13 protein-coding genes are annotated in these 12831 nt (G+C 47.5%); 10 read left to right on the top strand and 3 right to left on the bottom strand.

Going from position 1 to position 12831, the window contains the following annotated elements:
* Positions 1-21 precede the first annotated feature (21 nt).
* On the top strand, positions 22-1245 hold the full coding sequence (locus ABY436_RS02270) for an aspartate aminotransferase family protein (protein WP_372737404.1): 1224 nt from the start codon (positions 22-24) through the stop codon (positions 1243-1245).
* Positions 1246-1495: 250 nt separating this feature from the next.
* Here the strand turns inward: ABY436_RS02270 and ABY436_RS02265 are convergent, their stop codons facing one another.
* Positions 1496-1672: a hypothetical protein gene (locus ABY436_RS02265; protein ID WP_090729403.1), complete on the bottom strand. Its 177-nt coding sequence runs from the start codon at positions 1670-1672 to the stop codon at positions 1496-1498.
* Positions 1673-1943: 271 nt separating this feature from the next.
* On the opposite strand from ABY436_RS02265, the gene ABY436_RS02260 reads away from it, so the two are divergent.
* The gene (locus tag ABY436_RS02260; RefSeq protein ID WP_054343568.1) at positions 1944-2153 is read left to right on the top strand and encodes a cold-shock protein; all 210 of its coding nucleotides are present in this window, start codon (positions 1944-1946) and stop codon (positions 2151-2153) included.
* 158 nt (positions 2154-2311) lie between these two features.
* Here ABY436_RS02260 and yeiP read toward each other — a convergent pair whose 3' ends face one another.
* Positions 2312-2878 carry an elongation factor P-like protein YeiP gene (yeiP, locus tag ABY436_RS02255; protein ID WP_372737403.1) on the bottom strand — a complete coding sequence of 189 codons (567 nt, stop codon included), beginning with the start codon at positions 2876-2878 and terminating at the stop codon, positions 2312-2314.
* Positions 2879-3111: 233 nt separating this feature from the next.
* Here yeiP and ABY436_RS02250 point away from each other — a divergent pair, with 233 nt between their 5' ends.
* Entirely contained in the window at positions 3112-3756 is a 645-nt protein-coding gene (locus ABY436_RS02250; RefSeq protein WP_372737434.1) for a glutathione S-transferase family protein, read from the top strand.
* 99 nt (positions 3757-3855) lie between these two features.
* On the opposite strand, the gene ABY436_RS02245 is transcribed toward ABY436_RS02250, so the two are convergent.
* Positions 3856-4719, bottom strand: a complete 864-nt coding sequence (locus ABY436_RS02245; RefSeq protein ID WP_372737402.1) for an MBL fold metallo-hydrolase — start codon at positions 4717-4719, stop codon at positions 3856-3858.
* A 152-nt stretch (positions 4720-4871) separates the two neighbouring features.
* Here ABY436_RS02245 and ABY436_RS02240 point away from each other — a divergent pair, with 152 nt between their 5' ends.
* From ABY436_RS02240 to ABY436_RS02210, 7 genes are all read left to right on the top strand, one after another.
* On the top strand, positions 4872-5762 hold the full coding sequence (locus tag ABY436_RS02240) for a LysR family transcriptional regulator (RefSeq protein ID WP_372737401.1): 891 nt from the start codon (positions 4872-4874) through the stop codon (positions 5760-5762).
* A gap of 104 nt (positions 5763-5866) precedes the next feature.
* Positions 5867-7096 (top strand): hydrolase, encoded by a 1230-nt coding sequence (locus ABY436_RS02235; protein WP_372737400.1) that lies wholly within the window; start codon positions 5867-5869, stop codon positions 7094-7096.
* Positions 7097-8110 (top strand): arginine N-succinyltransferase, encoded by a 1014-nt coding sequence (gene astA, locus ABY436_RS02230; protein WP_372737399.1) that lies wholly within the window; start codon positions 7097-7099, stop codon positions 8108-8110. It abuts the gene before it with no gap.
* Positions 8111-8133: 23 nt separating this feature from the next.
* Positions 8134-9174 carry an arginine N-succinyltransferase gene (gene astA / locus ABY436_RS02225; RefSeq protein ID WP_372737398.1) on the top strand — a complete coding sequence of 347 codons (1041 nt, stop codon included), beginning with the start codon at positions 8134-8136 and terminating at the stop codon, positions 9172-9174.
* Position 9175: 1 nt separating this feature from the next.
* Positions 9176-10645, top strand: coding sequence for a succinylglutamate-semialdehyde dehydrogenase (gene astD / locus ABY436_RS02220; protein WP_372737397.1), 1470 nt, complete (start codon positions 9176-9178; stop codon positions 10643-10645).
* Between the two features lie 29 nt (positions 10646-10674).
* Positions 10675-12009: an N-succinylarginine dihydrolase gene (gene astB / locus ABY436_RS02215; protein WP_372737433.1), complete on the top strand. Its 1335-nt coding sequence runs from the start codon at positions 10675-10677 to the stop codon at positions 12007-12009.
* Positions 12010-12453: 444 nt separating this feature from the next.
* Positions 12454-12804 (top strand): RidA family protein, encoded by a 351-nt coding sequence (locus tag ABY436_RS02210; protein WP_372737396.1) that lies wholly within the window; start codon positions 12454-12456, stop codon positions 12802-12804.
* Positions 12805-12831: the final 27 nt, after the last annotated feature.

Below are 12831 nucleotides of genomic sequence, written 5' to 3'. Positions count from 1 at the left end.
TAATAATGAGGTAGTACTCCCATGTTGAAACAACCGGTTAATCGCGCACTTTTTGATGAAGTGATGGTTCCCAATTACAACCCTCAACAGATGGTACCAGTTCGCGGCCGTGGTTCACGAGTATGGGATCAGGAAGATAATGAATATATCGACTTTGCCGGAGGTATCGCTGTAAATGCACTTGGCCATGTACACCCGGCGCTGGTTGCTGCACTCAAAGAGCAATCAGATAAGCTTTGGCATATGAGCAACACCTTCACCAACGAACCAGCGCTTCGTCTGGCAAAAAAACTTACCGATGCCACCTTTGCGGATAAAGTTTTTTTCTGTAACTCGGGTGCAGAAGCAAATGAAGCAGCCTTCAAGCTCGCTCGCAAATACTCATATGATAATTTTGGCCCTGAAAAGCATGAAATCATCGCCTTTTATCAAGGCTTTCATGGCCGGACACTGTTCACTGTCTCTGTAGGTGGACAAGCAAAATACCGTGAAGGGTTTGAACCTGCCCCAGGTGGAATTTCGCATGTGCCTTTCAATGACTTAGCAGCACTCAAAGCCGCTATTTCAGATAAAACCTGTGCGGTTGTCATGGAACCTATCCAAGGAGAAGGCGGTGTTATTCCGGCTGATCCTGAATTTGTAAAAGGCGTACGTGAGTTATGCGACCAACACAATGCTCTGCTTGTCTTCGATGAGATCCAAACAGGCGTGGGCCGGACCGGACACCTGTATGCCTATATGGGAATGGGAGTAGAACCCGACATACTCACCAGCGCTAAAGCATTAGGTGGCGGTTTTCCCATTGGCGCGATGCTGACAACCAATAAAATCGCTCCCAGTTTCGGTTTCGGTACACACGGTAGTACCTATGGAGGTAATCCACTGGCCTGCGCTGTAGCAGAAACCGCATTGGACCTGATTAATCAACCTGAATTACTGAATGGCGTCGCTGATAAGCGTGCTTTGTTTGTAGAAGACCTGCAAAAAATAAACGCTAAACATGAAATCTTTAAGGAGATTCGTGGCGATGGCTTATTAATTGGGGTTGAGCTAATCGACAGCATGCATGGCAAAGCTGCATCTTTTCTTGCAACGGCTCGCGAAGAGGGACTGATGATTTTAATGGCAGGTCCGAATGTACTGCGCATGGCTCCTTCTCTGATCATACCCGATGAAGATATTCGTGACGGTATGGCATTATTGGAACGCGCCATAATAAAAGTACTCATGGCTGAAAACGCTTAATCTGTCAAAGCTCAGTGCTACTTGTAACCAAAGCCCAGTGCTATTTGTAAGGTGATAAGTAGCACGGGTATCTTTTAGATGTGTTAATAAAGTTCAGCAACTACTTATTGGCAAACAGAACGAGACACAAAGAATTTTCCGGGGAGGGTTGTCAGTCAGAAAGGAGGTGAAAAAACAGGGCGGTACATATTCAAAGATACACTTGTTTAAAGATGCTCTCGATTAATACGCAACCAGCCCATCCCGACTATTACTTGTCTGCAGGCTTACCCAATACAATCTGACGTGGCCCGGCAAGATTCTGCTGGCCAGTAACACCGCTGGCAATTTGTTGAATCTGACCACCAGCCCGGAGGAAAGCCGCTGTTTGTTCTTCAATAGAGTCATGAGTTTCGGTTGCTGCTTTTTTCTTAGGCTTTGCTGCCATAATAGAGAATCCTATGGGGAGAATGAGGGCACAGTATACCAGTTTTACAAGCAAGAATCTTGCGGCCTGAATGTCGCAACGCTCAAACTCTCCTAATCTCTGATTAAACTCCCCTCCTTCATCGCTCTTAAGTAGCTTGTATCTCTAACATTAGTTGTGTATTGTGATTCCGATGTATATGATTTTTTGATCAGCTACATCTGAAAACAACCGGTATTGAAGACATTATGACTTCCCGGTTTTAACTTACTATTTATGAGAAATATTGAATATGTCCGACAAGCAGACTGGAACAGTTAAGTGGTTCAACGATGAGAAAGGTTTTGGTTTTATTGAGCGTGAAAATGGTAAAGACCTTTTTGCCCACTTCCGTTCTATCGTTGGTGAAGGCCGCAAAACTCTTCACGAAGGACAGACAGTTCGTTTCGTAGAAGTACAAGGCGAAAAAGGTCCTCAGGCTGACCAGATCGAAGCTGTATAATGAACTTCTCTGGCATTGTTGAATAACAATGCTGAGGCTGAATTGAGAGCAGTAGATTAACCTTTACCGCTCTCGATCTTCCGATCAGAGTTAAGCTCGAAAAGCCCGCATTAGTGCGGGCTTTCGTCGTTATAGAGCATCCGCAAACCTACATTAACTCAATCACGCGAAATAAATTTCCCCGTTTCTGTATTAATCCTCACTTTTTCACCTTCTTTTATATATTCAGGCACTTGCAGCTGATAACCGTTGATGCATTTTGCGGGTTTAGTCCGCCCTGTAGCACTAGCAGCTTGCATTCCCGGTATACATTCCACGATTTCAAGAACAATCGTCGTAGGCAGTTCCAGGCCGATAATCTGATCATCTACCAGCATTGCATTAATACCGCCCAAGCCATCGCTGAGAAATGCTAGCTGCTCACTGATAATTTGTTCCTCTACACTGTACTGGCTGTAGTCTTCCTGATCCATGAAGGTGTAAACATTACCCTCACGATAAAGTAACGACACCTGACGCCGCTCAAGAGCCACTGAAGTAACAACATCATCTCCAGTATAAGTTTCTTCGCGTTTACCACCGTGTGGTAATTGATTAAAGCGCACTTTATAAAGCGTCTGCGCACCTCTTGATGACGGGCTACGCACATCAACATGCAGGACTCGATATAATGTTCCGCTGATTTCTACAACATGTCCTTTTCTAAGTTCTGAAGCTCTCGGCATGATAGTGACCAAAATAAAAAAACGGTATTGAAAGGGGAGCAGAAGTATACTTCACAGGCAAGAAAAAGTGATCACTTATGATGAAACCGGCTCAGCTATTTTGTCTGCCAGGCAAACCATCAAGTCAGTTTATTAACTATTAAAAGCCACTGCACTTGTTCAGATTAATATTCAAACGATTATGCTTGTTTATGTATAATAATTTCTAGTAGCAACTCGACAGGAGATACCTTATTTACATACTCTATTGGGACCGGGGCGGGGCCAATATGGCTACTCACGCGGTGTTGGAAGAACTTGGCGTTGATTATCAGCTCGTTGAAATAGACCTTGCCCGCCAGATGCAAAAAACACCGGAGTACCTCGCCATTAATCCAAACGGCAAGGTCCCCACCCTGCTACATGATGGCCATATTATTTACGAATCGGCCGCCATTCTCATATACCTTCTGGATCAGCACCCTGAATCAGGCTTATCCCCTATCACAACGTCACCACAAAGAGGCCATTACTACCAATCACTCATCTGGATGTCGAATACACTACAAGAGGCCGCCAACCGCTGGGCACATCCCGAACATTACTGTGATAACACAGCAGGTCAACACTCGTTAAAAGTAAAAGCGTCTGCAGAGCTTGAGCGCTGCTGGCAAGTAATCGAAAAAGACCTTAGCGGGAAAGGCCCCTGGATACTGGGGGATACATTAAGTGGTGCTGACTTTCATCTGTTTATGATTGCCTACTGGAGTCGCCGCTACGAAAGCCGGGCACAAGATTATCCAAAGATTAAGCAGTTGCTGATAACCTTACTCAAACGCAGTTCTATTCAGGCAATGCTGAAACAAGAAGGCCTCTCTTTTAAATGCAAAGAGGCATGACAAATTCGAGGGCATAAAAACGCGGCAGTTATTAATACAAGCAAGCAGCCGCGTCATCATATCTATTTCACCTGCTTACCCGGCTCTCATTGCCATATTTCACCACTTCATTTCACCTGTGGCGACCTTCGCACCAATACCCAATGCGACTGGCAGACCGGCATCAGGATAATTTTTCTGCATAGTCTCAATTAATGTAGCAGAGTTGTCCGCGGTGTCTGCTGCCTTATAAAAACCTTGTAGGTATCTGCGCGTATAACGAATCGTATTCAAATCCAGCTCCGTTTCCGCCTTCATATGACCCGGTACAACAACAGCAGGTTTTAAGCTTTCCATCTCATCGAGTTGTGCTAACCAAGCGTTACGGGCGCTTGTGCTTTGCACATCAGCTGTCCACACATGCAAATCACCGAACACTGCGACGTTACCAACAACAGCTTTTAAAGAAGGAATCCATACATAAGGACGATGCGCCAGTTCTCCGCTAGTACCGTGAAGCTCAAGAACTTCGCCATCGACATATAGCTTATCGCCTTTAAGGAGCTGTGGAAGAATAGGATTTTGTGGCGCATTTACTCCCATTTTCGGGCCCCAAAATGAAACCTTTGCAGGTAACTTAGATTCGATTTTTTCACGAACCGCAGCACTTGTCAGTACTTTTGCCTCTGGAAATATTTCTTTCAGTACTTCTACACCAAAGTAATAATCAGGGTCTGCCTGACTCACAAAGATAGTAGTCAGTTTTTTGCCACTGTCCAATATATTAGCCGCAATACGATGAGCATCAGCCCGCGTAAAACCCGCATCAATAACAATAGCTTCTGTTTCACCGCTGACCAACACCGAGTTCACATGAAAGCTCTCTGCATTGGCATTATAAACTTTTAACGCCAACGGCTCTGCGGCTTGCGCTGAAGCCAATGTGCTTACCAGTAATGCACCCAAGATCATTTTTTTAAACATCTCTGTATTCCTCATAGAATTAACAATTTGTTCGCTAAGCCACCTGTATGAAGCTAAGCATGGCAACACTATAATTTCATTATCCGATCAGATAAACTGCTAAAAATGCGCAATATTGTTTCACAAATAGATCAAATAAAAGAGTTAATGAAATGGACAGACTTACTGCCATGCGGGTTTTTGTCGATGTAGCACATACGCGTAGTTTTACCGCCAGCGCAGAACGCCTGGATATGTCACGTGCGATGGTAACGCGCTACATTGCCACTATGGAAAAATGGTTAAATGCCCGGCTGTTACAACGCACAACACGACTCGTAACGCTGACTCATGCGGGCGAACAAAGCCTTCAACATTGCTTAAAGATGCTCGATATTATGGAGGATGCCGAGGCAGAAATAACACCTGAGGAAAACACGCTACGGGGACAACTCAAGCTAACCTGCAGCATGTCTTTTGCCCATGCTCACTTGGCAACAGCCGTGTGCGACTTCCTTGCATTACATCCACATCTGAAAATTGACCTTGATGCTAACGACAATACACTCAATTTGGTAGAAGCCCGGATTGATCTGGCGATCCGTATCAGCAACACGCCTGATCCAATGCTGATTGCCCGCCCTCTGACGCAATGTGATTCAGTATTGGTTGCTTCACCTCATTATGTAGAGACTCATGGATATCCACAGCATCCATCAGAACTGGCACAACACGCCTGCCTGGGATATGCCAACTTTGGAAAAGGAGTCTGGCAATTATCGCGTAATAAGCAGCTTGAACAGGTCGAAGTCACTCCGCGCTTCACTGCCAATGAAGTCACTGTTTTACTAAATGCAGCACTCAGCAATGCAGGAATAGCGCTACAGCCATGCTACCTTGCTAATCCATATATTACCGAGGGATCTCTGGTAAAGATCCTACCCGAGTGGTCTCCCCCCCCGCTAACTTTATACGCGCTTTATGCTTCCAGGCGGCATTTATCACCCGCCGTACGTGCTTTGCTGGATTTTTTGGTTAAGCGCTTTACCTCCCCACCCTGGTAACGACACAACAAATTATTTAGAAATCTGAAAATCAGGTCGCATACTCAACAGATTCTTTTAACGTTTTCACCAATAATGGTTAAATCAGACAAAAGGACTCAAGTATGGCTCACGACTACACACAATGGCTGGACTGGCTGGATTCGCAACAAGATGAGATGCTGGCGAAAACCATTGAACTTGCTTTGTTAAACTCAGGCTCCCTGAATACAGCCGGCGTCAATCGTGTTCGTCAAAAGCTAGCGCAATACTGCGAAGCGCTTGGCGGTAACGCAGAGGTGATTCCTGTCGCGCCCTTTGAATTTGTCAGTGCTTCAGGAGAAGTGTCCCATGCACCCTTAGGGGATGCTCTGCGCATCCGCAAACGCCCGGAAGCACCACTACAGATATTTTTCTGCGGTCATATGGATACTGTATTTCCTGCAGACTCCTCTTTTCAAGATATCACCTGGCTGGACGACAATACCTTAAACGGCCCCGGTGTTGCCGACCTGAAAGGGGGATTAATGGTAATGCTTAAGGCCATTGAAGCCTTAGAACGTAGTCCTTGGGCAAATAACATTGGTTGGGAGATTCTGTTCAATCCCGATGAAGAGATCGGCTCTCCCGGCTCAGCACCCCTGATTGCGGATGCAGCGAGCCGCGTTGATCTGGGTATGATTTACGAGCCTTGCATGCCCGATGGCACGCTTGCCGGTGCTCGCAAAGGCAGCGGCAACTTCAGCATTGTGGTACGGGGCAAAGCAGCTCATGCAGGCCGTGAACATCACCTTGGACGCAATGCGATCCGTGCCATGTGTGATTTCATTTCAGCCTTAGATGATCTCAACGGACAGCGCGAGGGCGTTACGATCAACCCTGGTTTTATCGAAGGTGGCGGTGCCGTCAACGTGGTTCCCGATCTGTGTTTGTCACGTTTTAACATACGTTTAGAGCGCCCGGAAGATGAAGCATGGTGCACACAACATATCGAAGAATTGATAGCAGAACTTAACCAACGTGATGGTATTAATGCCACTTTGCACGGCGGTTTTGGCCGCAAACCCAAAGTACTGAGTGCTGCTAACCAAAAGCTATTTGAACTGGCAAAAGAATGCGGCGAAGATCTTGGAATGAGCATCAATTGGGTCGCTACAGGTGGCTGCTGTGATGGCAACAATCTGGCAGCAGCGGGTATTCCTAATATCGACACGTTAGGCGTACAGGGTGGAAAAATTCATTCCAGTGATGAATATATGTTTGTCAGTAGTTTATCAGCGCGTGCGCGCTTAAGCGCTTTACTGCTCATGAAACTGGCTAGCGCCACTGACCTTAGTTGGCTAAAGGAGCAATAAATGCTGTTAATTCGCCCTCTTACATTTGCCGACCTGCAAGGCTTAGAACGTTTGGCGGTTATCTCCGGTGGCCGCATGACCACATTGCCTGCCAACCGTGATCATCTGAACGAATTGATTAACCGTACCCGACAGTCGTTACGCAAAGAGGTGACTCAATATTCTGATGAGAGCTACCATTTTGTCTTAGAAGATCAAACCAATGGCGAAATAGTGGGTGTCTGCGGTGTTGATGCAAGTGTGGGCATGAATACACCCTTTTATAGCTATCGAGTGGATGACGTCGTGCATGCGTCCAACGAACTGCAGATCCACAACCGTATTCCTGCCTTACATTTATGCCAGGATTACACCGGTTCAGCGCGGCTATGTACGCTGTTTCTGGATAAAGCACATCGTACCACAGCAAATCTGAATCTACTGTCTCGCTGCCGGATGCTATTTATCGCCCAATATCCGGAGCGCTTCGCAAACAAATTGATTGCCGAGTTACAAGGTGTCGCCGACAGCGAAAACCGCTCTCCGTTTTGGGAATGTCTGGGACGGCACTTTTTCAATATGGACTTCAATAAAGCTAACTACTTAACCGGCATTAATTCAAAAGGCTTTATTGCTGACCTGATGCCCCACTATCCGGTTTATGTGCCGCTATTAAGTGCGGAAGCTCAGGCATCGTTGGGCCAACCCCGCCCTGATATGGCAGAGGTTAAAACCCTGCTCGAAGAAGAGGGCTTCAGCTACCGCCGCTATGTCGATATTTTCGATGCGGGGCCTACGCTTGAAGCACGCACCCGGGATATTCACACGGTCGCACAGAACCGGCTAACCGAAGTAAAAATTGGCAACACAGATGCAGCTGAGCAACCCGTCGATGTGCTGATCAGTAATCTGGGACGCGAAAACTTCCGTTGTCTGATGACCGCACTTGATCCACAACACCCCGTCATTAGTGCAGAGGTAGCCGAAGCGTTACTCCTTAGCAGTGGCGATAAGGTTCGTACCATTCGCCTTTAACCGCAACAGGAGAAAGTATAATTATGATGGTAGTTCGCCCTATTCAGGCAAATGATTACAAAGCCCTGCGAGAACTGGCACGCAAAACCGGGCCGGGGTTCACTTCATTGCAAGACAATGATGAGCAGGTCGCGGCTAAACTTGAAGCAGCTCTCATCCCTTTTACTGCCCAAAGCCCCCCAAAAGAAGCCCTCTACCTGTTTGTCATGGAAGATACAGACACACATGAAGTTGTGGGCATATGCGGAATCGAATCAGCTGTGGGGTTAACCGATCCCTGGTACAACTACCGTGTAGGCACACTGGTTCATGCTTCTCGCGAATTAAAGGTCTATAACCAAATCAGCACCCTGACGATCAGCAATGATCATACCGGGTACTCCGAACTCTGCACGCTGTTTTTAACACCCGAAGCACGCCACAGTAAGCAAGGCTCGCTGCTGTCGAAATCCCGCTTCATGTTTATGGCAGAGTTTCCACAACGATTTAATGAACACCTGATTGCGGAGATGCGTGGTTATTCAGACGACAAAGGTGTCTCTCCATTTTGGGAAGGATTGGGCCGACACTTCTTCTCTCTGGACTTTGCGGAAGCTGATAAAATTTCGTCAATGGGCAAAGTATTTATTGCCGAGCTGATGCCCAAAAACACCATCTATACCAATCTATTATCCAAGGAAGCGCAGAATTCAATTGGCAAAACCCATGAGGCGACCACGCCTGCGCGCCGTTTGTTAGAGAACGAGGGGATGCGCTATACCGGCTATGTCGATATTTTTGATGGAGGCCCGACACTGGAAGCACGCGTCAACGATATACGCGCTATTCAGGAAAGTCGGTATGTCAAAGTACATATCACTGACACACCCGCTAAGGATAAAGATGAGGGTGAGCTTTATCTGATCAGCACCACCAAGCTTTGCCAATTTCGTTGCTGCATGTCGACGCTGACACGAGCGGGTAATAACTTAATTAATGTAACGCCCGACGTGGCCTCTGCACTGAACATTATTGAGGGCACGACTGTTCGCATCGTTCGACTGTCCTCAGGAAGGAGATTTTAATATGACGGCATCACTCTTCATTAACGGCCAGTGGCTGGCAGGCCAGGGCACAGCCTTTAATTCCGTTAATCCAACAACCGGCGAACCCATCTGGACAGGCCAGGCAGCCAGTGCAGAACAGGTATCCTCTGCTGTATCTGCAGCGAGGACGGCCAGCGCCGCATGGGCAAACCTCAGTTTCGAACAACGTTGCGAACAGGTGCGCCGTTATGCTGAACAGTTAAGCGAAAATAAGATGCCATTGGCGCGCACCATCGCAGAAGAAACCGGCAAGCCATTCTGGGAGACACAAACCGAAGCCGCGGCCGTTATTGGTAAAATCGAGATCTCTGTCAAAGCGGCCATCGAACGTACTGGCGAGCGCAGCAGTGATATGGCTGGAGCAAAGGCTGTGCTGCGTCACAAGCCCCACGGTGTTGTCGCTATTTTCGGCCCTTACAACTTCCCTGCTCACCTACCCAATGGACACATCGTTCCGGCTTTACTGGCAGGCAATACGGTTATTTTCAAGCCAAGTGAACTCACGCCTAAAGTGGCAGAACTGATGGTCTCTTTGTGGGAAAAATCAGGTTTACCCGCCGGTGTGATCAACCTGGTTCAAGGTGAAAAAGAGACCGGAATTGCCCTGGCCTCAAACCCGGATATTGATGGGCTTTTCTTCACCGGCAGCTCGCGCACCGGCCATCTGCTCCACGAACAATTCGCGGGGCATCCAGGAAAAATTCTCGCACTGGAAATGGGCGGCAACAACCCACTGATCATCGATGAGATCAGTGACATTAAAGCAGCCGTACACGAAACCATTCAATCTGCTTATATCACTTCAGGCCAACGCTGTACCTGTGCGCGTCGCTTATTTGTACCGTTAACCGACACCGGCCATCAGTTCCTTGAGCAACTAAAAACAGCCGTCAGCCAGATTAAGGTTGGTGGTCAGTTTGATGAACCGGCTCCTTTCATGGGGAGCTTGATCTCTGAAGCGGCCGCCGATGGTATGGTCGCCGTACAGCAACAACTACTGGACATGGGTGCAACTTCGCTACTCAAGCTGGAAAAACTCAAAGCAGGTACAGGCCTAGTATCCCCGGGCTTGATTGATGTCACCGCTGTTAAAAACATGCCAGATGAAGAACACTTTGGCCCGCTATTAAAAGTGATCCGTTACACTGATTTCGATGATGCTATCCGTCAGGCGAATGCTACGCAGTTTGGCTTATCTGCCGGCCTGTTCAGCGATAATGCCCAACACTTCGATCACTTTTACCGCCATATCCGTGCCGGCATCGTCAACTGGAACAAGCAACTAACAGGTGCCAGCAGTGCTGCACCTTTTGGCGGCATTGGTGCCAGTGGCAACCACCGCGCCAGCGCCTATTATGCCGCAGATTACTGCGCATACCCTGTTGCCGGCATTGAAGCAGATCATCTTTCATTGCCAGAGACGCTATCCCCAGGCCTGACACTCAACTAAGCCTAATGGAGATTGAGATGACATCCACTATCAATGCGGTAGAAGCCAATTTTGACGGCCTGGTCGGGCCAACACATAACTACGCTGGCCTGTCATTTGGAAACGTTGCGTCACAGAGCCACTCTGCCCAGGCATCAAACCCTAAGCAAGCAGCACTGCAAGGCTTAGCTAAAATGAAAGCCCTGCACGATGCCGGTATGACTCAGGGAGTCCTTGCTCCGCAAGAGCGGCCTGATATCAACACGTTGCGCCGCCTGGGTTTTACCGGCACGGATGCCGACGTCCTGCAAGCGGCCAGCACGCAAGCACCTAAAATTCTGGCTGCCTGCTGCTCGGCTTCGAGCATGTGGACAGCCAATGCCGCCACCGTATCACCCAGTGCTGATACGGCCGATGGCAAAGTACATTTCACACCGGCAAACCTGACTAATAAATTTCATCGCTCGATTGAACATGAAGTGACCGGACGTATTCTGAAAGCGACCTTCAGTGATGAGCGCTATTTCTCTCATCACCAGGCGCTACCAGGTGTGGAACACTTCGGTGATGAAGGCGCAGCAAACCATACGCGTTTCTGCCATGAGTATGGCCACGCCGGTGTTGAATTCTTCGTCTATGGCCGTAATGCATTTGATAGCAGCAAGCCTGCACCGGTTCGCTACCCGGCCCGTCATACTTACGAGGCATCGGCAGCCGTAGCTCGTTTACATGGTTTGCAGGATAAAGGGGTCGTTTATGCTCAACAAAACCCGGATGTGATCGATAAAGGCGTATTCCATAATGATGTTATTGCGGTGGGCAACCGTGACCTGATGTTCTGCCATCAGGAAGCCTTTTTAAATCAACCCGAAGTGCTGAAGCAGCTCACTGCTGCAATGAACAACCAGTTCAATGTGATTGAAGTGCCTAGCGCACGCGTCTCTGTTGAAAATGCCGTAAAAAGTTATCTGTTCAACAGCCAGCTACTGTCTATCAACGGCAAAACCGTGATTGTAATTCCTGAAGAATGCCAGCAGATACCCGCTGTCTGGGATTACCTAACTGAATTACGCGACGGTGATTCACCGATTAACGAGTTGAAAGTATTTGATCTGAAACAGAGCATGAGCAACGGCGGCGGGCCTGCATGCCTGCGCTTACGCGTGGTACTTAATGAACAGGAACAAGCCGCGTGTAACCCGAATACCCTGATGAGTGCAGCACTTTATTCTCATCTGACTCAATGGGTTGAGCAACATTATCGCGATCGTATCACAGAAGCAGATCTGGCTGATCCACAACTACTGCTGGAATCTCGCCGTGCACTGGATGAACTGACACAGATCTTAAATCTGGGCTCTGTTTATCCCTTTCAGCAAGTCTGAATTACTTTATGCCTCCTTATTAGTTGTAGCGCTTCTGTCACCGGGTGAAAGCCCGGTTTTTTTATTTGAAACCCTTTCTACATAGAGCAGATTACGAACCTCTAAATGGAACCCTTTGATCAACTTACATGAGCACATACTCAAAGATCAGATTCTCATAAAGGTAGTCCTCCCAATTTTAGCGCTGCTAAAAGTAGAAGTCAGGCCACCATCAATGGGAAAATACCTATAAGTGCAACTCGGTCACTTGGGTTACTCACCTTTGGCGAAATAGCCGTTTTGGCTGAATAAACTCAAAAAAAATGAAAATCTCCTGACAGACATATATTACTATTGTCTATCAGATACGATTTATCAAAAGCTGCTTTTTCATCAGCGGTTTGAACTAACTTTTTAATTAACCTTCTTTAACTAACTATTAACTAACTACAGGGTATACAAACAATGTCGATCACTCGCTATGAAACCGGCGTCCGCATGAGCCGCGCAGTGGTACATAACAATACCGTTTATCTTTGTGGCCAGGTAGCAGAAGATCGCACCGCGGGTATTACACAACAAACACAAACCATGCTGGCAAAAGTTGTTTCTCTGCTGGAGTCAGTCGGCAGTTCAAAAGAAAGTATCCTTTCAGCCACTATCTACCTGAAAGATATGAGCCTGTTTGCCGAGATGAACAGTGTTTGGGATGCATGGGTTGAGGAAGGCAAGGCTCCTGCTCGCGCGTGTGTAGAGGCGAAGATGGCTTCTCCGGAGCTGCTGGTAGAGATATCTGTCGTTGCTGCCGTTAATTAAAAACTGAATCTGATAGCATTTTTAACG

Source organism: Neptunomonas sp. (assembly GCF_041601355.1).
GTDB lineage: Bacteria > Pseudomonadota > Gammaproteobacteria > Pseudomonadales > Balneatricaceae > Neptunomonas.
This window is presented reverse-complemented; position numbering and strand designations above follow the sequence as displayed.